Consider the following 20,452-nt stretch of genomic DNA (forward strand, 5'->3'; position numbering starts at 1 on the left):
GGATACCAGGGCTTGTCGGGTCGGTACCCCTCACAGGGGACGAAAGATCAGGGAGTCGCGTTCCCGACCTACCGTGAATTCACCGACAGTTGGCTCCCGGGGTGGTCAGCGGGGCGCCAGGGCCTCCCAGCGCACCGTCACCTCGCCCTGCCGCCACCGCCGGTGCCCGTCCGTCAGGGGCCAGTCCGCCGCCAGCGCGCGTACGGCCCGGATCCAGCGCTGCCGCGCACCGAGCGAGGCGTACGGAGCGGCCGCCGCCCACGCCCGGTCGAAGTCGCGGAGGAACGCGTGGACCGGTTCGCCCGGCACGTTGCGGTGGATCAGCGCCTTCGGCAGCCGCTCCGCGAGGTCGGAAGGGCGCTCCAGCGAGCCGAGCCGGGTGGCGAAGGTCACCGTGCGCGGCCCCGACCTGTCGAGCGCCACCCACACATGGCGCCGCCCGATCTCGTCGCAGGTCCCCTCGACCAGCAGACCGCCCGGGGCGAGCCGTTCGCACAGCCGCGCCCACACCGCGGCGACCTCGCCCTCGTCGTACTGGCGCAGCACGTTCGCGGCCCGGATCAGCGCGACCGCGCCCGGCACCGGGACCTCGAAGCCGCCGTGCCGGAAGGTGAGGCCCTCGCGCTCGTACGGCTTGGCGGCGGCGACCCGGGCCGGCTCGATCTCGATGCCGACGACCTCGGTGCGCGGGTCGGCGGTGCGCAGGCGGGTGAGCAGTTCGACGGCGGTCCAGGGGGCGGCCCCGTAGCCCAGGTCGACGGCGACGGGCGGCTCGGCCGACCGGCGCAGGGCGGGTCCGTGGACGGCGGCGATCCAGCGGTCCATGCGGCGCAGCCGGTTGGGGTTGGTGGTCCCGCGGGTCGCCGTGCCGACGGGGCGGGTCGGGGCGGGGTTGGTGGTGCGCGGGGCCATGGAACGAGGGTACGGGCCGTACTCCACCCCGCGTGTACTGGGCAATGAATTGGCAAAACGGAAATGGATGCTGCCGTTCCGGTGTTGTGCGGCGTGGAGGGCACCCCACGCCGTCCTTTCAGCCCTGCCCGCAGTACCCCGCAGTACCCGCCTCGCCCGCGCAGTACCCGCTTCGCCCCCACTCAGCGGAAGGACCGTCGACGTGAGCCAGTACGTGTCCCGGCTCGCCGGCTCCCTGGTGACGCCGCCCAGGCTCCGGCTCCCCGGACGCCACCGGACCCCGCGCCGGGTGGCCATGCTCAGCGTCCACACCTCGCCCCTCCACCAGCCGGGCACCGGCGACGCCGGCGGCATGAACGTCTACATCGTGGAGCTCGCCAAGCGACTGGCCGCGATCAACATCGAGGTCGAGATCTTCACCCGGGCCACCACCGGCGGTCTCGCCCCGGTCGTCGAGCTCGCGCCGGGCGTTCTCGTACGGCATGTGGACGCCGGCCCCTACGAGGGCCTGGCCAAGGAGGAGCTGCCGGCCCAGCTCTGCGCCTTCACGCACGGTGTGATGCAGGCCTGGGCGGGCCACCGTCCCGGCCACTACGACCTGGTCCACTCCCACTACTGGCTCTCCGGCCACGTCGGCTGGCTCGCCGCCGAGCGGTGGGGCGTCCCGCTCGTCCACGCCATGCACACCATGGCCAAGGTCAAGAATGCGGCGCTCGCGGAGGGCGACACCCCCGAGCCCGCGGCGCGGGTGATCGGCGAGACGCAGATCGTCCGCGCCGCCGACCGGCTGATCGCCAACACCGCCGAGGAGGCCGACGAGCTCGTCCGCTTCTACGAGGCGGAGCCCGGCAAGGTCGCCGTCGTCCACCCCGGGGTCAACCTCGACCACTTCCGCCCGGCCGACGGCCGAGCCGCCGCGCGGGCCCGCCTCGGGCTGCCGGCCGACGCCTTCATCCCGGTCTTCGCGGGCCGCATCCAGCCGCTGAAGGCCCCGGACATCCTGCTGCGGGCCGCGGCCCGGCTCCTGGACGAAGACCCGTCGCTGCGCTCGCGCATGCTCGTGCCGATCGTCGGCGGGCCGAGCGGCAGCGGCCTGGCCAAGCCCGAGGGGCTCCAGAAGCTCGCGGCCCGGCTGGGCATCGCGGACGTCGTCCGCTTCCACCCGCCGGTCGGCCAGGACCGCCTCGCGGACTGGTTCCGGGCGGCGAGCGTGCTGGTCATGCCCTCGTACAGCGAGTCCTTCGGGCTCGTCGCCATCGAGGCGCAGGCGGCCGGCACCCCGGTCGTCGCGGCCGCGGTCGGCGGGCTTCCGGTCGCGGTACGGGACGACGTCACCGGGTTCCTGGTCCAGGGGCACGACCCGGCCGACTACGCCCGCGCCCTCGGGCGTTTCGTGGCCGACCCGGCGCTGTCCGCCCGTATGGGCGCCGCGGCGGCCCGGCATGCGGAGTCCTTCGGCTGGGACACGGCGGCCTCCGGCACGGCGGACGTGTACACGGCGGCGATGCACGATCACCGCCGTCGCGTACGCTCGCACCATGGCTGAGGACGTACGGGACCGGGCGCAGGTCCACCGGGTCATCGAGGACACCTTCAAGGACGCCGAACTGGAGTGGGAGTCCCCCGAGCCGGGTTCCTACGTGGTGAAACTCCCGGGCACCCGCAAGCTCTTCACGACGCTCTCGCTCAAGGTCGGCCGTCACTCCCTTTCGTTGAACGCCTTCGTCATCCGCCACCCCGACGAGAACGAGTCAGGCGTCCATCGCTGGCTCCTCGAGCGCAATCTCAAGCTGTACGGCGTGAGTTACGCGGTCGACGGCCTCGGCGACATCTATCTGGCCGGCAAGCTGCCGCTGGCCGCCGTCACCCCGGAGGAGCTGGACCGGCTCCTCGGCTCGGTCCTCGAAGCGGCGGACGGTTCCTTCAACACCCTGCTGGAGCTGGGCTTCGCGAGCGCGATCCGGCGCGAGTACGAGTGGCGGGTCTCGCGCGGCGAGTCGACCCGGAACCTCGACGCGTTCACGCATCTGACCCAGAAGTCGTAGACGCGCGGGCCTCCTTCCCCTCTCCTGCGCGACCCCTTCCGTACCTGCCGTGGCCGTGCCATGCTCGCCGCCAACGCAGATCTGAACATGGTTCACAACCATGAATGTGGGAGGGCGGGCTCATGGGAATCAGCAGGAGACGGTTCGTGGGCGGCGCGGTGGCCGTCGGGGTGGCCGCGACGACGACGGGCTTCACCCCGTCACTCCCCACCGCGTCACTCCCCACCGCGTCACGCCCCACCCGCCTCTGGCAGGAGTACGAGGACGCCCCGTACACCCACCCCCAGATCCCCTACGTGGGCCGCGCCGGCGCCCGCCGGGGCGCGACCCGGCTGGGCCGGCCGCCGGTCGTGGCCGACGTCCTCTCCTACGGGGCCGCCCCCGATGGCTCGGCCGATTCGGCGGCCGCCATCAACCGGGCCCTCGCCGAGGCGGGGGAGCGCGGTGGCGGCACGGTGCTCGTCCCGCCCGGCACGTACCGCATCGACGACTTCCTCCACATCGGCCACAGCGATGTCGTCCTGCGCGGCGCGGGCTCGGGGCGCACCAAGCTGCTCGCCACGAAGCACCTCACCGAGCTGATCGGCCCGTACGGTTCGCGCTACGGCGGCGACAAGTCCGCCTGGTCCTGGGCCGGCGGCCTCATCTGGCTCGCCCCGCACGCCCGGCACGCCTCCCTCGTCGCCGCCGTCCGCGCCCGCGCCTGGCCCTTCGAGGGCTGGACCGGCAACAAGCGCGACGAGTGGGAGACCCTGACCGCCGTCCGCCCGGCCCGGCGCGGCGACTGGTCGGTGACGGTCGACGACCCGTCAGCCGTGCGCCGGGGGCAGCTGGTTCTGCTCCGTCTCGCCGACGACGCCGAGCACACGCTCCTGGAGCACATGGCGGGCGACGGCTCGGGTCCGGAGGCGTACCACTGGGACGACAAGACCAAGCTGACGTCGTACGTCCCGTACGAGTGGCCGGTCCGGGTGGTGTCCGTGCACGGCCGGAAGGTGACGTTCGAGCGTCCCCTCCCGCTGGACGTCCGCCCCGAGTGGGACCCGCGCCTGACCACGCTCGCCGCACCGCTCACGGGATCGGGCGTCGAGGGCCTCACCCTCGAAGCGGTCGAGACACCCCAGTCCGTCCATCTCCTCGACAAGGGCTACAACGGCGTCACCTTCCAGTGCGCGTACGACTGCTGGGCCGAGGACGTCGTCGTACGCCATGTCGACAACGGCTTCGGTCTCGTCGCCGCCTCCGCCTGCACTCTGAGGCGCACCCGGGTCGAGGGACGGGGCGCGCACCACCCGTACTTCTGTCGCGAGGGCGCGCACGACAACCTCATCGAGGACTTCCGCATCGCGGCCCGTACCGTCCCCGCCCCGGCGGGCACGCAGCTCCACGGCATCAACGTGGAGGGGCTCTCCAGCTACAACGTCTGGTCCCGCGGGGTCATGGAGATGGGGACCTTCGACACCCACCGGGGGATGCCGTTCGCCAACGTACGGACGGAGATCACGGTCGAGAACAACGGCCGGCACGGCGGCGACGCCTCGGCCGGGCCGCTGTACGGCGCCCGCTTCACCCACTGGAACGTGACGGTGACGAACGGCCGGGCCGGCCTCGTCAAGATCGACACGATCGCCCCGTACAGCGCGACGGTCGGCATCAGCGAGGTCAGCGAGTTCGACCAGATCGACGTGCCGGACTTCGCGGGGGAGCTCCACGCGCGCGTGGAGGCGTACGGGACTCCGGGGGCGGTCCGCCCCCGGAACCTGTACGAGGCGCAGCGCCTGCTCAGGCGCTGACGGAGGGCGTGGGGTCCTCGGCGGAGTCCTGGGGGCCGTCGGCCTTCACCGGCGCGGGCGCGGGCGTCGGCTCGTCACCGGTGCTGTCGACCTCGCCGGCGTCCTCGGTGAGGGCCTTGCGCAGCCGGGTGGTGTAGCCGACGGCGGCGAGGGAGCCGATGACCGCGCAGGCCAGCCACAGGACGTCCGGGCCGGGCCCGTCCACGACCCAGCCGGCCAGGATCGGGGCGACGAAGCCGGCCACCGCCCAGGACATGCCCATCACGCCCTGGTAGCGGCCGCGGGCGTGCTCGGGGGCGAGCTTGGCGGTGGCCGCGGCGTTGGTGGGGACGTGGACCATCTCGCCGATGGTCCACACGACGACGGTGGCGGCGAAGGCGACGGACGACCCGGCGATGGCCGTCGCTCCCGTGCCGAAGGCGAAGAGTAGCGAGGAGACGGTGAGGAGCATGGCCGGCGAGCGCTTGTCGGTCACCTTGTTGACCAGGAGCTGGAAGCCGACGATCACGACGCCGTTGACGGCGATGACCGCGCCGTAGGAGGCGGGGGAGAGGCCCTGCTCCGCCATGGAGAGCGGCAGACCGATCCAGGGGGCGGTGAAGACGAGGCAGACGAGGAGGTTGAGGAGGACCAGGGTGCGGAAGGGGGCGTCGCGCAGCACGGTCAGCACACTCAGGCGCTGTTCCTCGACGACCTTGCCGGAGGTGTCCCGCTTGGCCTCGGGGCGGGTCTCGGGCAGCCGGAGGAAGACGATCAGGGCGCACAGGACGGTGGCGACGGCGTCGACGACGAACAGCGTGCGGTAGCCGAGGAAGATCGCGGCGCCGCCGCCGAGGGCGGCGATCGCGAAGCCGAGGTTGAGGGCCCAGTAGTTGAGCGCGTACGCCCGGCGCAGGTCGTTCTCGGGGACCATGTCGGCGATGGTGGCGTTGATGGACGGCCGCACGCCCTGCATGGCGACGCCCATGAGCAGGACGACGACGGCGATGCCCCAGGCGCTGGTGACGAAGGCGAGGGCGCCGGCGCAGGCGGCCCCCGCCAGGTGCATGGTCACCATGGTGGGCCGCCGCCCCCACCGGTCGGTGAGGGTGCCGCCGAGGGGTGATCCGGCGACGCCGCCGAGACCGTGGAGGGCGACGACGAGCCCGGCGAACCAGGCCGAGTGTCCGAGCTCCTGGGTCAGGTACAGCGAGAGGAAGGTGAGGACGAAGGCGCCGGTGCGGTTGACCAGGGTGGAGAGCCACAGCCACCAGAAACCGCCGGGGAGCCCGGAGACGGTCGCGCGCGCTGATCGTCTGAGCGAGTCGATGGACATGTGTGGCCGGCCCCCTGCGTACGTAAGTCCCTCTAACGGCCCTCGTAACTTACGCATCTCTCATCCTGGACGCCAGCGAATTGACGGGGAGCGTCAAGCGTCGGGCGTCGATTAGGCTCGGACGCATGGCCGACGCACCGTACAAGCTGATCCTCCTCCGCCACGGCGAGAGCGAGTGGAACGCGAAGAACCTGTTCACCGGCTGGGTGGACGTCAACCTCACCGAGAAGGGCGAGAAGGAGGCGGTCCGCGGCGGTGAGCTGCTGAAGGACGCCGGCCTGCTGCCCGACGTACTGCACACCTCCCTCCAGAAGCGCGCCATCCGCACGGCGCAGCTGGCGCTGGAGTCCGCCGACCGCCACTGGATCCCGGTCCACCGCTCCTGGCGCCTGAACGAGCGCCACTACGGTGCGCTCCAGGGCAAGGACAAGGCGCAGACGCTCGCGGAGTTCGGCGAGGAGCAGTTCATGCTCTGGCGCCGCTCGTACGACACCCCGCCGCCGGCGCTCGAGGACGGCACGGAGTTCTCCCAGTCGGCCGACCCGCGCTACGCGACGATCCCCCCGGAGCTCCGCCCCCGCACGGAGTGCCTGAAGGACGTCGTCGACCGCATGCTGCCGTACTGGTACGACGGCATCGTCCCGGACCTCCTGGACGGCCACACGGTCCTGATCGCGGCCCACGGCAACAGCCTGCGCGCCCTGGTCAAGCACCTGGACGGCATCTCGGACGAGGACATCGCGGGCCTGAACATCCCGACGGGCATCCCGCTGGCGTACGAGCTCGACGAGAACTTCAAGCCCATCAAGCCGGGCGGCACGTACCTGGACCCGGAGGCCGCGGCGGCGGCGATCGAGGCCGTGAAGAACCAGGGCAAGAAGTAAATTCCTGACCTCTTGAGAAGCCCCCCGCCCTGCCGGTTCCCGGCGGAGCGGGGGGCTTCTTCATGCCGGGGGCCGTGTGTTGTCGGGTACGGCGCCTGCGCCGTGAGGGGGCGCCGTCGGGCGTGAGGGCTGGTGGAGGGGGCGAGTGTCCTGTCAGGATCGAGGCGTGAACGAGCCTTCGATTCCCCCGAGATTGAGCCGAGCTCTCGACTGGGCAGCGCTTCCCGTCTCCGTCCTCCTTCTCACCGGCGGCATCGAGGACTACCGCGCCGGCGGTCCGTCGGCTGGCCGATCGGTGGAGCGCTGCTGGTTCTGTCCAGTCTCTGGGTGATCTATCGCGGGATGCCCCACCGGACCGCGCGCCGCGCGTCCAGGAAGTGATCGGCCGTCACACGGGCGGCGTCGTCAGAAGTTGTCGCAGACCGTTCTGCGGAACTTCTCCATCGAGGAGACGGTCACCACGTCGCCGATCTCGTACCGCACCTGGCCCGGGGTCAGGTCCGTGAGGTCCGCTGTGGTGAAGGAGACCGACGCGGAGGACCAGGAGCTGTCGGTCGTCCAGCCGTACATGCGGTAGGTCCGCGCCGGGTCCAGCGTGCCCAGGGGCTTCTCGACGGTCCAGCCGTCGGCGGCGGCGTCGGTGTCCGTGGCCAGGGGCCAGGTGGTGAAGCCGGTGAGGGCCTCGGTCCGCCGCCAGCGGCCGGCGGTGTCCTGTGTCTTCGGATCGTCGTCCTCGGGGTGGAGGCTCGCGCCGTCGATGTGGTCGTGGCACATGAGGATCACACCGAGCGGCTGCCCGTCCGCCGTCACCGAGATGCCGGTCGCCCCGGCGGAGGGAACGGTGCAGCCGGCGACGGCGGGGATCGCCGCGAGGGCGGCGGTGATCGCGAGCAGGCGACCGGTCCATGTCATCACGGACGCATTCTGTGGCCCACGCCGCAGCCGCGGCCAGAAGATCGGAAAAATTCGCGGGCGCTGATCGTCGACGGTCAGTAGCCTCCGCGCATGCCCACCGCGCTCCGCCTGGAGAAGATCACCCCCGACAACGTCGACGACGCGCTCGCCCTGCGCGTCCACCCCCACCAGGAGAAGAACGTCGCGCCCGTCGCGACCTCCCTGGCGGAGGCGTACGCCTTCGGTGATTCCGCCTGGCCCCGGCTGATCTTCGACGGGGACGAGCTCGTGGGCTTCCTGATGGCCTTCCTCGACATCCAGTGGGCCCCCAAGAAGGACCCCGACGACCTCTGGCGGCTCAACATCGCCGCCGATCGCCAGGGCAAGGGGTACGGGCGCTTCGCCGTCGAGGCCGTCCGCGAGGAGATACGGCGGCGCGGCGAGCCAGATGTACGTGTCCTGGGAGCCGGGCGAGGACGGGCCGGGGGAGTTCTATCTCAAGCAGGGGTTCCGTACGACGGGGGAGGCGAGTGGCGGCCAGACCGTCGGCGTCCTCGACGTGTGACGCCCCCGCCCCGTGCGAAGTACGACCCCCGCGCCCGTACGACGCGTGTCCCCAGCCCACACCATCCCTCTACGGCGAAGCCCCGCCCGGATGACCGGGCGGGGCCTGTTCGTCGCACGCGCCTAACCGGAGCAGCCCCCGCACTGGCACGGACCGCCGGACTGGCAGCCGCAGCCGCAGCCCGAGCCGCACCCGCAGGCGCCGAGGACGGGCAGGAAGACCGCGTCGCGCGGCGCCTCCTGCAAGGGCTGGGGGTCGGTGGTGGCGGAATCGGCCATGGGGGTCCCTCCTCGAAGGCGTAGGTCGCCTTCTCCCCATTGCATGCCCACCCCACCGGGCGCATCAACGGCGCACAGGAGTGCGAGCGCCGCCCCCGCGGGGCTGCACGCCCCGCCGTCGCACGCCCGCCGCCCGCCTGGGGCTACGCGCCCTCGACCGGAGAGTCCGCCTGCTGCAGCTCGTCCGCGTGCTCGCCCGTCACCAGGTACACCACGCGCTTCGCCACCGACACCGCATGGTCGGCGAACCGCTCGTAGTACCGGCCGAGCAGCGTCACGTCGACGGCCGTCTCGATGCCGTGCTTCCAGCGGTCGTCCATCAGGTGCTGGAACAGCGTCCGGTGCAGCAGGTCCATCTCGTCGTCGTCCTGCTCCAGCTGGAGCGCCAGGTCGACGTCCTTCGTGATGATGACCTCCGCCGCCTTCGCCATCAGGCGCTGCGCCAGCTGCCCCATCTCCAGGATCGTCGCGTGCAGGTCACGCGGCACCGCCGTGGCCGGGAACCGCAGCCGCGCCAGCTTCGCCACGTGCTGCGCCAGGTCGCCCGACCGCTCCAGGTCCGCGCTCATCCGCAGCGAGGTCACCACGATCCGCAGGTCCGTCGCCACCGGCTGCTGCCGCGCGAGCAGCGCTATCGCCCGGGCCTCCAGGTCGTGCTGCAGATCGTCGACCTTCTGGTCAGCCGCGATCACGCTCTCCGCGAGCTTCAGATCGGCGTCGAGCATCGCCGTCGTGGCGCGCCCGATCGCCGACCCGACAAGGCGGGCCATCTCGACCAGGCCCTCGCCGATCGAGTCAAGTTCCTCGTGGTACGCGTCCCGCATCGATGTCCCTCTCTCACAGATGTCCGGGGTCCCAGTGGGGCTCGGACCCCCACGCTCCCACGTTCGGGCCCCTACGCGTCGGGCTCCTCCACCCCAAGTGAATGAGCCCTTTCACCCCGGTGAACTCTGGGCGACCTGCGCCGCTGTTCCGCTCGGTCCAAATGAACCACCACGGTCCCCACGGTGAACTCTGGGCGACGACTGTTCGAGCAGCCACTCGGACGGCTGGGAGAGAGTCTGCCGACCCGCATAACCTTGAGGACATGGACGTGAACGCGGCGGTCGCCGCATTGGCCGCGATCGCCGGGGTGTGCACCGGCGTGATCGCCATGCTGGCGTTCCGCTGGAGCGAGCGCGACCAGGCGCGGCCCACCCGGACCTCCCTGCACACCGATGCCGTGCTCCCGCCCGGCGTCGACACCGTGCTGTCCGTGCTGCGCTCCTCCGCGGTCGTCCTCGACGAGAGCGACTCCGTGGTCAAGGCCAGCTCGGCGGCGTACGCCCTCGGCCTGGTCCGCGGCGGAAAGCTGGCCGTCGAGCCCATGCTCAACATGGCCCGCGACACCCGCCGTGACGGAGAGATACGACAGGTCGAGCTCGACCTGCCCCGGCGCGGCACCGGACGCGGCGAGGCCCTCGCCGTCTCCGCCCGCGTGGCACCGCTCGGCTCCCGCTTGGTGCTGCTCCTGGTCGAGGACCTCACCGAGGCCCGCCGTATCGAAGCGGTACGGCGCGACTTCGTCGCCAACGTGAGTCACGAGCTCAAGACTCCTACAGGTGCGCTCTCGCTGCTCTCCGAGGCCGTCATGGACGCCTCGGACGACCCCGAGGCGGTCACCCGCTTCGCCGGCCGCATGCAGATAGAGGCGACCCGGCTCACCAATCTCGTACAGGAACTCATCGACCTCTCGCGGGTGCAGAACGACGACCCGCTGGAGGACTCCGAGCCCGTACGGGTGGACGAACTGGTCGCCGAGGCCATCGACCGCTCCCGGCACACCGCCTCGACGAAGCAGATCACCATGGTCTCCGGCGGGGTGTCCGACCTGTTCGTCTGGGGCAGCCGCGGCCAGCTCGCCGCCGCTCTCGGCAACCTCGTCGAGAACGCCGTCAACTACTCACCAGCCCGTACGCGGGTGGGCATCGCCGCCCGCCGCGTGGCCGCGCCCGGCGGCGACCTCATCGAGATAGCGGTCACCGACCAGGGCATCGGCATCCCGGACAAGGACAAGGAGCGCATCTTCGAGCGCTTCTACCGCGTCGACCCGGCCCGCTCCCGCGCCACCGGAGGCACGGGGCTCGGCCTGGCCATCGTCAAGCACGTGGCCGCCTCGCACGGCGGGGAGGTCACGGTCTGGTCCACCGAAGGCCAGGGCTCCACGTTCACCCTGCGGCTGCCCGAGGCGGGCGCCGTACGGGACCGCCGCCCGCCCGCCTCCCCCACCCCCGATCTCATGACCGAACCGCTCCCTGCCCCGGAGGTCCTTCCGTGACCCGAGTGCTCGTCGTCGAGGATGAGGAATCCTTCAGCGACGCCCTGTCCTACATGCTCCGCAAGGAAGGCTTCGAGGTCGCGGTCGCCGCGACCGGGCCCGACGGCCTCGACGAGTTCGAGCGCAATGGAGCGGATCTCGTCCTCCTCGACCTGATGCTGCCGGGCCTGCCCGGCACCGAGGTGTGCCGCCAGCTGCGCGGCCGCTCGAACGTCCCGGTGATCATGGTGACCGCCAAGGACAGCGAGATCGACAAGGTCGTCGGCCTGGAAATAGGAGCCGACGACTACGTGACGAAGCCCTTCTCCTCGCGGGAGCTGGTCGCCCGCATCCGCGCGGTCCTGCGCCGCCGCGGAGAGCCGGAGGAGGTCACCCCCGCGGCCCTGGAGGCCGGCCCGGTCCGTATGGACGTGGACCGCCACGTCGTCACGGTCTCCGGCGGCAAGGTCGACCTCCCGCTGAAGGAGTTCGACCTCCTGGAGATGCTGCTGCGGAACGCGGGCCGCGTCCTGACCCGTATGCAGCTGATCGACCGGGTCTGGGGCGCGGACTACGTCGGCGACACCAAGACCCTCGACGTCCACGTGAAGCGCCTCCGGGCGAAGATCGAGCCCGACCCGGGTGCGCCGCGCTACCTGGTGACGGTGCGCGGCCTGGGCTACAAGTTCGAGCCGTAGACCGAAGCCGTAGGCCCGAGCCGTGGGCCGCAGTCGTAGGCCGGAGTCGTAGAGCCGAGCACCCGAGCCGTGGGCCGTGGGCCGGACGCGTACGAAAGGGCGCCCCGCCGGAGTGATCCGGTGGGGCGCCCCTTTCGCGTACGGGTGCGTCAGTGGCCGGCCGAGTGGCTGGCATCGCCCGACGGGGTGGCGGTGCCCGACGGGGTGGCCGTGGAGCCGCCCTCGGCGCCGTGGCCCGCCTCGCCGGTCGGCGTCGCCGTGCCCGTCGGCGTGGCGGCCGGGGGCTTCGGGATCTCGGTGGGGCCGTACTCCTTGAAGTAGCTGGTCGCCGGGACGACGAACGCCTGCAGGCTCACGTCGCCGGTCTGGCTCAGCTTGAAGACGACCTTCTGGACGTTGCCGTCCTTCACGGCCTCGTGGCCGTTCTCGATCGTGGCGGAGGCGTTGCCCTCGCCACCGATGACGACCGAGCCGCCCGCGGGGACGGTGATCGGGCCCGTGCCCTCGGCGGCCTTGAGCTTCACCGGCGAGGAGGAGCCCTCCAGGGTGATCGAGTCGAGCGTCTGGGGCGCGCGGCCGTTGTTGAAGACCGTCGCCGAGACGACGGCCGGGCCTGCGGCACCGGCGGTCGGCTGGGTGATCACGAGCGCGTTCTGGATCTTGACATCGTCCACGGTGACGGCGGCGTTGTCCGGCCGCACGCCGAGCGTCTGCGCGTCGTTGCCCGCGCCACAGGCGGACAGCGAGGCGATCGAGAACACGATGGCGGTGGCGGCGAGAGCGCCGCGTCGAAGGCTGCGGCTCACGGCGGCGGCAACTCCTAGGACGTACGGACGGGCTAAGGGCGGCCGGCTGGGGGTCGAGCTGAGGACCAACCGGCTAAGGGCGAGCTAAAGGTGCGTCAGCGCGCTTAGGTTACCGAGCCGCACCTGCCGTCCCGCACCCGACCCGCCCCTTCGCGCGGCCGGGCCCTCTCCGGACCTTCCTCAGGCCCTCCCCGGACCCCCTTCGGATGCTCCCCGGAACCCCTCCGGGTCCTTCTCGCACCCTCCCTCGCGCTCTCCCCTCCGACCTCCTCGCACCCTCCCCGCGTCCGCCGTGATGGCCGGATCACGCCCCATTGGCTCGCCGTTCACATAACAGCCTTGATCAATTCGGGGGCCGTCCGTGCATTCCTCCGCCCGCTCCGGGGAAAAACCCGCTCGGCCCCTCGGGTGATCAATTCGGGATTCGCCCCCGGAAGCATCCGTACGGGTGGCCGATCCTCGAACGGAGTACGTGAAGATGCTCGACCCGAACCGGGCAAAACGGGACATCGCTCCCCCTTCGCGGCGCTCCGGACGGGTGTAACGTGCGTGTTTCTCTCCGTCCGTGCAGCCGCTCCGACCTGCGAATACCGCCTTCCGCAAGCCCTCCGCAGCACGTTCGCGTTGCTGTTGTCAAGCCCCGAGATATGCCCTGACCTGCGAAAACGCCATTCAGAAGAAGCCGTATCCGTGTTACCCTGGATAGCCACGGAAGGGGTACCTGTCACATGACGTTCAAGGTTGGCGACACCGTGGTCTATCCCCATCACGGGGCCGCGCTGATCGAGGCCATCGAAACTCGCCAGATCAAAGGCGTGGACAAGACCTACTTGGTGCTCAAGGTCGCCCAGGGCGACCTGACGGTTCGTGTGCCGGCGGACAATGCGGAGTTCGTCGGTGTTCGCGATGTGGTTGGTCAGGACGGGCTGGACCGGGTCTTCGAGGTGCTGCGTGCGCCGTACGCCGAAGAGCCGACGAACTGGTCCCGGCGCTACAAGGCAAATCTCGAGAAGCTCGCCTCCGGCGATGTCATCAAGGTCGCCGAAGTAGTCCGTGACCTGTGGCGCCGGGAGCGCGAGCGCGGACTTTCCGCAGGTGAGAAGCGGATGCTCGCCAAGGCTCGGCAGATTCTGGTGAGCGAGCTGGCCCTCGCGGAGAACACGAACGAGGACAAGGCCGAGGCTCTCCTCGACGAAGTCCTCGCGTCCTGAATGAAGCGATGCCGCGGTGCCCGCTGACGTGCTGTGAACCTCACAGCGCTGTCGCCGGGCGCTGCGGCATGTTCGCGTCCGTGCGACTCATCCACCGCGTCGAGATCCGCGGCATCGAGATCCACCGCGTCGAGTTCCACCACGTAGAGATCCGCCGGATCGACCTTCGCCGCATCGGCGATCCGTCGCCGGACGTCCGCCGTCTCGCGGCCGGCCGTCCACGGCGCTGCTACACCCGCCCCCCTCGCGTCCTCACGTGCCACATCCCCTGTGCCGCGCGATACGCCCCGACCGTCGTCACGGAAAGGGCCCGGTCAAGGCGTCGCGTCCAGCACGGTGAGGCCATACCCATGTCGGCCGAGCAAACAAACCTGCCGGAGTGCAACCGATGACAGACGAAACGCGTCCCGCGCGCACCGCCGCTGTGATCCCCGCGGCGGGCCGGGGCGTACGACTCGGCCCGGGCGCCCCCAAGGCGCTCCGCGCGCTGAACGGGACCCCCATGCTCATCCACGCCGTCCGGGCGATGGCCGCCTCCCGCGCCGTCTCGCTCGTCGTCGTGGTCGCCCCCTCCGACGGCGCCGCCGAGGTCAAGAACCTCCTCGACGCCCACGCGCTGCCCGAGCGCACCGACTACGTGGTCGTCCCCGGCGGGGACACCCGCCAGGAGTCCGTACGCCTCGGCCTCGACGCGCTGCCCGAAGGCGTCACCACCGTCCTCGTGCACGACGCCGCCCGCCCCCTCGTCCCCGTCGACACCGTCGACGCCGTCATCGAGGCGGTCCGGGACGGCGCCGTCGCCGTCGTCCCCGCCCTCCCGGTCGCCGACACCGTCAAGGAGGTCGAGCCCGCGGAGAAGAAGGGCGACCCCGAGAGCGTCGTCGCCACGCCCGAGCGCTCCCGGCTGCGCGCCGTCCAGACCCCGCAGGGCTTCGACTACGAGACCCTCGTCAACGCGCACGCGACCGTCGCCCTCACCGGCGACGGCGCCACCGACGACGCCGGCATGGTCGAACGGCTCGGCGCGCCCGTCGTGGTCGTACCCGGCCACGAGGAGGCGTTCAAGGTGACCCGTCCGCTCGATCTCGTACTGGCCGAGGCCGTACTCGCCCGCAGGAGGGCCAACGATGGCTTCTGAGCTCCCCCTGATCCCCCGTACTGGCATCGGCACCGACGTGCACGCCTTCGAGAAGGGTCGCGAGCTCTGGTGCGCGGGCCTCCTCTGGGAGGGCGAGGAGTACGGGCTCGCCGGGCACTCCGACGGCGACGTCGCCGCCCACGCCGCCTGCGACGCGCTCTTCTCCGCCGCCGGCATCGGCGACCTCGGCGCCCACTTCGGCACCTCCCGCCCCGAGTGGTCCGGCGCGTCCGGCGTCACGCTCCTCACCGAGGCCGCCCGCATCGTCCGCGCCGAGGGCTACGAGATCGGCAACGTCGCCGTCCAGGTCATCGGCGTCCGCCCGAAGGTCGGCAAGCGCCGCGACGAAGCCCAGAAGGCGCTGAGCGCCGCGGTCGGCGCGCCCGTCTCCGTCTCCGGCACCACGACCGACGGCCTCGGCCTCACCGGTCGCGCGGAGGGCCTCGCGGCGATCGCGACCGCGCTGGTGTACCGCACGGCCTGACGCCGCCCGCGTCCCCCGGATCCCGTCCGGGGGACGCCCGGTCCCGGCGCAACACGCCCACGAACGTGACGCGTCCCCGAATCGTGCGCGGGGCACTACCACACGCCCACTACCCTGGAGTGGTGACTATTCGCCTGTACGACACCAGCGCCCGGCAGATCCGTGACTTCATCCCGCTCACACCGGGCGCCGTCTCGATCTACCTCTGTGGCGCCACCGTCCAGGCGGCCCCGCACATCGGCCACATCCGTTCGGGGCTGAACTTCGACATCATGCGCCGCTGGTTCGACTACCGCGGCTACGACGTCACGTTCATCCGCAACGTCACCGACATCGACGACAAGATCATCGCCAAGGGCGCCGACCAGGGCCGCCCCTGGTGGTCCATCGGCTACGAGAACGAGCGCGCCTTCAACTCCGGCTACGACGCGCTCGGTTGCCTCCCGCCCACCTACGAGCCCCGCGCCACCGGCCACGTCACCGAGATGGTCGAGATGATGCGCGGCCTCATCGAGCGCGGACACGCCTACGAGGCCGACGGCAGCGTCTACTTCGACGTCCGCTCCTTCCCGGGCTATCTGCAGCTGTCGAACCAGGACATCGACGACCTGCGCCAGCCCAGCGAGGAAGGCATCACCGGCAAGCGCGACCCGCGCGACTTCGCCATGTGGAAGGCCACCAAGCCCGGCGAGCCCGACTGGGAGACCCCGTGGGGCCGCGGCCGGCCCGGCTGGCACCTGGAGTGCTCGGCCATGGCCCACAAGTACCTCGGCTCCGCCTTCGACATCCACGGCGGCGGCCTCGACCTGATCTTCCCCCACCACGAGAACGAGATCGCCCAGGCCCAGGCCTACGGCGACGACTTCGCCTCGTACTGGGTGCACAACGCCTGGGTCACCATGAGCGGCGAGAAGATGTCCAAGTCGCTCGGCAACTCGGTGCTCGTCTCCGAGATGGTCAAGAACTGGCGCCCCATCGTCCTGCGCTACTACCTGGGCACCCCGCACTACCGCTCGATGATCGAGTACAGCGAGGAGTCCCTGCGCGAGGCCGAGTCCGCGTTCGCGCGCATCGAGGGCTTCGTCCAGCGCGTCACCGAGAAGGCCGGCAAGAACGTCCCGCCCGCCTCCGAGGTGCCGCCCGCCTTCGCCGAGGCGATGGACGACGACCTGGGCGTCCCGCAGGCGCTCGCGATCATCCACACCACCGTCCGCCAGGGCAACAGCGCGCTCGCGGCCGACGACAAGGACGAGGCCATCGCCCGCCTCGGCGAGGTCCGGGCCATGCTCGGCGTCCTCGGCCTCGATCCCCTCGACCCGCACTGGGCCGAGGAGACCGACCGCGGCGAGGAGCTCCACGGCGTCGTCGACACCCTCGTACGGCTCGTGCTCCAGCAGCGCGAATCGGCCCGCGAGCGCAAGGACTGGGCCACCGCGGACGCGATCCGCGACCAGCTGAGCCAGTCCGGCCTCGCCATCGAGGACAGCCCCGACGGCCCCCGCTGGACACTGGGCAACCGCTGATGATGTGCCGCTCGGGGAGCCGGGCGGCACACTTCACTTACAGACCTATGTACGCAGCTGCCACGTAGCGGCGTACGCAACACCGAGGATTAGGTAGTCATGGCCGGGAACAGCCAGCGCAGGAACCGCCGCACGTCCAACAAGAAGGGCGCGACGGTCGGCAGCGGTGGCCAGCGGCGCAAGGGCCTCGAGGGCAAGGGCCCCACGCCGCCCGCCTCCGCCCGCAAGGGTCACAAGAAGAACCGCATCGCCAACGCGCAGGCCAAGCACGCCGCCGCCCGCCGCCCCGCCCCGCGCCGCGGCGGCCCCAAGGGCACCTCGGAGATGGTCGTCGGCCGCAACCCGGTCTTCGAGGCGCTGCGCGACGGCGTCCCCGCGACCACGCTCTACGTCCAGCAGTTCATCGACAACGACGAGCGCGTCCGCGACGTCCTCAAGCTCGCCGGCGACCGGGGCAACATCAACCTGATGGAGGCCCCGCGCCAGGAGCTCGACCGGATGACGAACGGCCTGAACCACCAGGGCCTCGTCCTCCAGGTCCCGCCGTACGAGTACGCACACCCCGAGGACCTCACCGCGGCCGCCTACGACGCCCACGAGGACCCGCTGATCGTCGCCCTCGACGGCGTGACCGACCCCCGCAACCTCGGCGCGATCGTCCGCTCCGTCTCCGCCTTCGGCGGTCACGGCGTCGTCGTCCCCGAGCGCCGCGCGGCCGGCATGACCGCCGGCGCCTGGAAGTCCTCGGCCGGCACCGCCGCCCGCACCCCGGTCTCCCGCGTCACCAACCTGACCCGGGCCCTGGAGGGCTTCCAGAAGGAGGGCCTCACCGTCGTCGGCCTCGCCGCCGACGGCGAGCACACGGTCGAGGACCTGGAGGCGCTCGACGGCCCCGTCGTCATCGTCATCGGCAGCGAGGGCAAGGGCCTCGGCCGCCTCGTCGGCGAGACCTGCGACTACCGCGTCCGCATCTCGATGCCCGGTGGCGCCGAGTCGCTGAACGCCGGTGTCGCCGCGGGCATCGTCCTCTACGAGGTCGCCCGCCGACGCTCCAACTGACCACCCACAGCGGTACACCGGGACGGGCCCACCTCGCTGAGCTGGGCCCTTTCCCGTACCCCCGCGCGCCAGTGGCGATCTTGACGGGTCTCGGACATTCCGGGACCGTCAAGGCAGTGTCCTAAACCCGCGTCACTCGGTTAGATGAGTGTGGACACCAGAACGCCCCGGCCGGGGTTCGACGATCAGCCCGCGCTGAGCATGGTCAAAGTGGATTCCGACCCCGCGCAGGTCATCGTGAACCACGCCAGCTTCCGTGTGCGGCTCGCGCCGGCCCAACAGCCGAAGTTCGCCGCCGCCTCCCGGCTCTCCGCCCTGGGGACACCGGCGGATACGTCCGCGGGCCGCCGCCGCCCCGTCGTCTGGACCGGAAAGTCCGCGCCCGGCGCCACGGGACTGCTCCAGGCCGTCCGCGAGTCCTCCGTCTCGACGCTGGAACCGCTGGACGCAGGGATCACCCAGGCCATCCCGCGCATCGACGACACCATGGAAAGCCCGGTCGTCACCGCCGACGCGCCCCCGCTGCTGCCGCCCATGCGGCGCGCCGAAGGCGCCTACGACGGTCCGTACGACGGCGGGCCGTACGGCGGCGGCCGGCACGGCGGCCCGTACGAGGCGACCCGCGGCGACGAGCCCGGGCCCCGCCAGGACGGGGACGACGAGTACCGCGACCGGCCGCACCGCCACGGCGCGGACCCCGTCCGGCACGCCTACTACCCCGGGCGCCGGATGAACCTCGGCGTCGTCCTCCTCCCGCTCCGCGTCTTCCTCGGCTTCATCTCCATCTACGCCGGCATGGGCAAGCTCTGCGACCCCGTCTACTTCGACGGCGGCGAACGCGGCTCCATGGTCAAGTGGCTCAACTCGCTGAACCCCTGGGCCCTCGCCGAACCCCTCCGCGACTTCGCCCTCCAGCACCCCGTCGGCGCCGGCCTGACCGTCGCCTTCCTCCAGGTCGTCGTCGGCGTCCTCACCGTCCTCGGACTCTGGCAGCGGGTCGCCGCCGTCATCGGCGCCCTGCTCTCCGCCGCCCTGATCCTGACCGTCAGCTGGAAGTCCGTCCCGGTCTACGACTCCGCCGACATCATCTTCCTCGCCGCCTGGTCCCCGCTGATCATCGCCGGCGCCCCCGTCTACTCGATCGACGGCCGCCTCGCCGGCGAAGCCTGGCGCACCCTCGGACCCCGCTCCGAACTGTGGGAGCTGCGCCGCCGCGTCCTGCGCCGCGGCGCCCTCGTCGCCTCCGTCGTCGTCGGCCTCACGCTGCTCATCGGCTCGATGCTCGGCGGCGCCGTACGGTCCGCCGAGATGGTCACCGTGCCCGGCCCCAACGACGACCCGATCAACCACCTGCCCGGCCGCACCCTCCCGCAGGAGCCCGGCGAGCGCAGCCCCTCCCAGTCCGCCTCCACCCGGCCCAAGCCGTCCGCGACGGCCGGCGCGAGCGGCGAGCGCGAGGACGACAAGACGGCCGAGCCGAGCGAGACCGTACGGGAGACCGGCCGGATCTCGGAGAGCCGCCCGACGGCCACCCGCGGCACGGACAGCTCCCCGACCCAGTCGCGGCCCGCGGCCCCGCCGTCCAGCAGCTCCGGGCCGACCAGCTCGGGCGGTACGAGCAACGGCGGCGGGACCGGGACCAGCGACCCCACGAGCGGCGCGACCTCCGGCGGCAACCGGAACCCGATCGGCGGCCTGCTGGGCTGAGGTACCGGGTCCGTACGGAGAAGGGCGGCACCACTTCAGAGTGGTGCCGCCCTTCTCGTACGTACGGAGCGCTGCCTTCTCGTACGTGCGAAGCGCTGCTCTTGTACGTACGAAGCGCTGTCAGACCCCCTGAGAGGCCAGCTCCTTCGCCGCCTCGGTCAGGTCCTTCGCGGTGTCGATCGCCCGCCAGTAGGCCCCCTGGGGCAGCGGGAAGCCCGCCAGGCGGCGCTCGCGCGCCAGCCGGGGGAACGTGGTGCGCTCGTGGTCGCCCCGGTCCGGAAGCAACTCCGTGAACTCCGCGGAGAACACGTACACGCCCGCGTTGATGAGGAACGGCGACGGCGGCGACTCGATGAAGTCGGTGATGTGCCCGAAGGTGTCCGTCTCCACCGCGCCCCACGGGATCCGGGGGCGGGCGAGGGCGAGCGTGGCGGTGGCGTCCCGCTCCGCGTGGAACTCGGCCATCTCGCGCAGGGAGAAACGGGTCCAGATGTCGCCGTTCGTGGCGTACCAGGGCTGCCCGGGCTCAGGCAGATGCGCGGCGGCGTACTTGAGACCGCCGCCGCGGCCCAGCGGCTCCGACTCGACGACGGTCGTCACACGGAGCGGCAGATCGGCGCCCTCCAGCCACTCCTGGAGCACCTCGGCGAGATGGCCGCAGGACACGACGGCATCCGTCACGCCCTCGGCGGCGAGCCAGGACAGCTGATGGCCGATGATCGGGGTCCCGGTGCCCGGGATCTCGACCATCGGCTTGGGGCGGTCGTCGGTGTACGGGCGCAGGCGCGAGCCCTGGCCGCCCGCCAGGACCACGGCCTGCGTCGGAGAGGTATCCATACCGGGA

General features: G+C 71.6%; 19 protein-coding genes and 1 pseudogene. 13 read left to right on the top strand and 7 right to left on the bottom strand.

From position 1 onward, the window contains the following. Positions 1-105 precede the first annotated feature (105 nt). Complete coding sequence (locus tag ACFV9D_RS12440) at positions 106-912, bottom strand: class I SAM-dependent methyltransferase (RefSeq protein WP_385144511.1); 807 nt, start codon at positions 910-912, stop codon at positions 106-108. A 202-nt stretch (positions 913-1,114) separates the two neighbouring features. On the opposite strand from ACFV9D_RS12440, the gene mshA reads away from it, so the two are divergent. The 3 genes from mshA to ACFV9D_RS12455 all read left to right on the top strand — a co-directional run bounded on the left by mshA (position 1,115) and on the right by ACFV9D_RS12455 (position 4,750). Further along, positions 1,115-2,458 carry a D-inositol-3-phosphate glycosyltransferase gene (gene mshA, locus ACFV9D_RS12445; RefSeq protein WP_385144513.1) on the top strand — a complete coding sequence of 448 codons (1,344 nt, stop codon included), beginning with the start codon at positions 1,115-1,117 and terminating at the stop codon, positions 2,456-2,458. Continuing rightward, positions 2,451-2,957: a YbjN domain-containing protein gene (locus ACFV9D_RS12450; protein WP_385144515.1), complete on the top strand. Its 507-nt coding sequence runs from the start codon at positions 2,451-2,453 to the stop codon at positions 2,955-2,957. The genes mshA and ACFV9D_RS12450 overlap by 8 nt, the downstream gene beginning before the upstream one ends. Before the next feature lie 122 nt (positions 2,958-3,079). After that, positions 3,080-4,750, top strand: a complete 1,671-nt coding sequence (locus ACFV9D_RS12455; protein ID WP_385144517.1) for a glycosyl hydrolase family 28-related protein — start codon at positions 3,080-3,082, stop codon at positions 4,748-4,750. On the opposite strand, the gene ACFV9D_RS12460 is transcribed toward ACFV9D_RS12455, so the two are convergent. Further along, on the bottom strand, positions 4,740-6,065 hold the full coding sequence (locus ACFV9D_RS12460; protein WP_385144519.1) for an MDR family MFS transporter: 1,326 nt from the start codon (positions 6,063-6,065) through the stop codon (positions 4,740-4,742). The two genes, ACFV9D_RS12455 and ACFV9D_RS12460, sit on opposite strands and share 11 nt — an antisense overlap. A gap of 125 nt (positions 6,066-6,190) precedes the next feature. Here ACFV9D_RS12460 and ACFV9D_RS12465 point away from each other — a divergent pair, with 125 nt between their 5' ends. Continuing rightward, on the top strand, positions 6,191-6,949 hold the full coding sequence (locus ACFV9D_RS12465) for a phosphoglyceromutase (RefSeq protein ID WP_385144521.1): 759 nt from the start codon (positions 6,191-6,193) through the stop codon (positions 6,947-6,949). 405 nt (positions 6,950-7,354) lie between these two features. Here ACFV9D_RS12465 and ACFV9D_RS12470 read toward each other — a convergent pair whose 3' ends face one another. Beyond that, positions 7,355-7,861: a hypothetical protein gene (locus tag ACFV9D_RS12470; RefSeq protein ID WP_385144919.1), complete on the bottom strand. Its 507-nt coding sequence runs from the start codon at positions 7,859-7,861 to the stop codon at positions 7,355-7,357. Positions 7,862-7,954: 93 nt separating this feature from the next. Between ACFV9D_RS12470 and ACFV9D_RS12475 the strand changes: the two are divergent. Then, a pseudogene (locus tag ACFV9D_RS12475) lies at positions 7,955-8,408 on the top strand (GNAT family N-acetyltransferase). Between the two features lie 122 nt (positions 8,409-8,530). Here ACFV9D_RS12475 and ACFV9D_RS12480 read toward each other — a convergent pair. Together ACFV9D_RS12480 and phoU are read right to left on the bottom strand one after the other, a co-directional pair. Further along, positions 8,531-8,686, bottom strand: coding sequence for a hypothetical protein (locus tag ACFV9D_RS12480; protein WP_385144523.1), 156 nt, complete (start codon positions 8,684-8,686; stop codon positions 8,531-8,533). Between the two features lie 143 nt (positions 8,687-8,829). Continuing rightward, positions 8,830-9,510: a phosphate signaling complex protein PhoU gene (gene phoU / locus ACFV9D_RS12485; RefSeq protein WP_385144525.1), complete on the bottom strand. Its 681-nt coding sequence runs from the start codon at positions 9,508-9,510 to the stop codon at positions 8,830-8,832. Positions 9,511-9,773: 263 nt separating this feature from the next. Between phoU and ACFV9D_RS12490 the strand changes: the two genes are divergently transcribed. Both ACFV9D_RS12490 and ACFV9D_RS12495 read left to right on the top strand, forming a co-directional pair. Then, complete coding sequence (locus tag ACFV9D_RS12490) at positions 9,774-11,003, top strand: sensor histidine kinase (protein ID WP_385144527.1); 1,230 nt, start codon at positions 9,774-9,776, stop codon at positions 11,001-11,003. After that, positions 11,000-11,680, top strand: coding sequence for a response regulator transcription factor (locus tag ACFV9D_RS12495; RefSeq protein ID WP_017242433.1), 681 nt, complete (start codon positions 11,000-11,002; stop codon positions 11,678-11,680). Before ACFV9D_RS12490 ends, ACFV9D_RS12495 begins: the two co-directional genes overlap by 4 nt. Positions 11,681-11,829: 149 nt before the next feature. Here the strand turns inward: ACFV9D_RS12495 and ACFV9D_RS12500 are convergent, their stop codons facing one another. Beyond that, the gene (locus tag ACFV9D_RS12500; protein ID WP_385144529.1) at positions 11,830-12,486 is read right to left on the bottom strand and encodes a DUF461 domain-containing protein; all 657 of its coding nucleotides are present in this window, start codon (positions 12,484-12,486) and stop codon (positions 11,830-11,832) included. A gap of 728 nt (positions 12,487-13,214) precedes the next feature. Here ACFV9D_RS12500 and ACFV9D_RS12505 point away from each other — a divergent pair. From ACFV9D_RS12505 to ACFV9D_RS12530, 6 genes are all read left to right on the top strand, one after another. Beyond that, positions 13,215-13,697, top strand: a complete 483-nt coding sequence (locus ACFV9D_RS12505) for a CarD family transcriptional regulator (RefSeq protein WP_003953493.1) — start codon at positions 13,215-13,217, stop codon at positions 13,695-13,697. A 388-nt stretch (positions 13,698-14,085) separates the two neighbouring features. Beyond that, positions 14,086-14,835 (top strand): 2-C-methyl-D-erythritol 4-phosphate cytidylyltransferase, encoded by a 750-nt coding sequence (gene ispD, locus ACFV9D_RS12510; RefSeq protein ID WP_385144531.1) that lies wholly within the window; start codon positions 14,086-14,088, stop codon positions 14,833-14,835. Next, positions 14,825-15,319: a 2-C-methyl-D-erythritol 2,4-cyclodiphosphate synthase gene (ispF, locus tag ACFV9D_RS12515; protein WP_385144533.1), complete on the top strand. Its 495-nt coding sequence runs from the start codon at positions 14,825-14,827 to the stop codon at positions 15,317-15,319. Before ispD ends, ispF begins: the two co-directional genes overlap by 11 nt. 122 nt (positions 15,320-15,441) lie before the next feature. Then, entirely contained in the window at positions 15,442-16,842 is a 1,401-nt protein-coding gene (gene cysS, locus ACFV9D_RS12520) for a cysteine--tRNA ligase (protein ID WP_385144535.1), read from the top strand. 99 nt (positions 16,843-16,941) lie between these two features. Beyond that, on the top strand, positions 16,942-17,901 hold the full coding sequence (gene rlmB / locus ACFV9D_RS12525; RefSeq protein ID WP_385144537.1) for a 23S rRNA (guanosine(2251)-2'-O)-methyltransferase RlmB: 960 nt from the start codon (positions 16,942-16,944) through the stop codon (positions 17,899-17,901). Between the two features lie 144 nt (positions 17,902-18,045). Then, positions 18,046-19,608, top strand: coding sequence for a DoxX family membrane protein (locus ACFV9D_RS12530; protein WP_385144539.1), 1,563 nt, complete (start codon positions 18,046-18,048; stop codon positions 19,606-19,608). 120 nt (positions 19,609-19,728) lie between these two features. On the opposite strand, the gene ACFV9D_RS12535 is transcribed toward ACFV9D_RS12530, so the two are convergent. Next, positions 19,729-20,445: an NDP-sugar synthase gene (locus tag ACFV9D_RS12535; protein WP_385144541.1), complete on the bottom strand. Its 717-nt coding sequence runs from the start codon at positions 20,443-20,445 to the stop codon at positions 19,729-19,731. Between the last annotated feature and the right edge of the window lie 7 nt (positions 20,446-20,452).

The sequence above is a fragment of the Streptomyces sp. NPDC059875 genome (assembly GCF_042731085.1).
GTDB lineage: Bacteria > Actinomycetota > Actinomycetes > Streptomycetales > Streptomycetaceae > Streptomyces.

Coding starts and splice junctions, on each gene's coding strand:
- ACFV9D_RS12440 (WP_385144511.1), bottom strand. CDS start 912: ATGGCCCCGCGCACCACCAACCCCGCCCCGACCCGCCCCGTCGGCACG.
- ACFV9D_RS12450 (WP_385144515.1), top strand. CDS start 2,451: ATGGCTGAGGACGTACGGGACCGGGCGCAGGTCCACCGGGTCATCGAG.
- ACFV9D_RS12455 (WP_385144517.1), top strand. CDS start 3,080: ATGGGAATCAGCAGGAGACGGTTCGTGGGCGGCGCGGTGGCCGTCGGG.
- ACFV9D_RS12460 (WP_385144519.1), bottom strand. CDS start 6,065: ATGTCCATCGACTCGCTCAGACGATCAGCGCGCGCGACCGTCTCCGGG.
- ACFV9D_RS12465 (WP_385144521.1), top strand. CDS start 6,191: ATGGCCGACGCACCGTACAAGCTGATCCTCCTCCGCCACGGCGAGAGC.
- ACFV9D_RS12470 (WP_385144919.1), bottom strand. CDS start 7,861: ATGACATGGACCGGTCGCCTGCTCGCGATCACCGCCGCCCTCGCGGCG.
- ACFV9D_RS12480 (WP_385144523.1), bottom strand. CDS start 8,686: ATGGCCGATTCCGCCACCACCGACCCCCAGCCCTTGCAGGAGGCGCCG.
- phoU (WP_385144525.1), bottom strand. CDS start 9,510: ATGCGGGACGCGTACCACGAGGAACTTGACTCGATCGGCGAGGGCCTG.
- ACFV9D_RS12490 (WP_385144527.1), top strand. CDS start 9,774: ATGGACGTGAACGCGGCGGTCGCCGCATTGGCCGCGATCGCCGGGGTG.
- ACFV9D_RS12505 (WP_003953493.1), top strand. CDS start 13,215: ATGACGTTCAAGGTTGGCGACACCGTGGTCTATCCCCATCACGGGGCC.
- ispD (WP_385144531.1), top strand. CDS start 14,086: ATGACAGACGAAACGCGTCCCGCGCGCACCGCCGCTGTGATCCCCGCG.
- ispF (WP_385144533.1), top strand. CDS start 14,825: ATGGCTTCTGAGCTCCCCCTGATCCCCCGTACTGGCATCGGCACCGAC.
- rlmB (WP_385144537.1), top strand. CDS start 16,942: ATGGCCGGGAACAGCCAGCGCAGGAACCGCCGCACGTCCAACAAGAAG.
- ACFV9D_RS12530 (WP_385144539.1), top strand. CDS start 18,046: ATGAGTGTGGACACCAGAACGCCCCGGCCGGGGTTCGACGATCAGCCC.
- ACFV9D_RS12535 (WP_385144541.1), bottom strand. CDS start 20,445: ATGGATACCTCTCCGACGCAGGCCGTGGTCCTGGCGGGCGGCCAGGGC.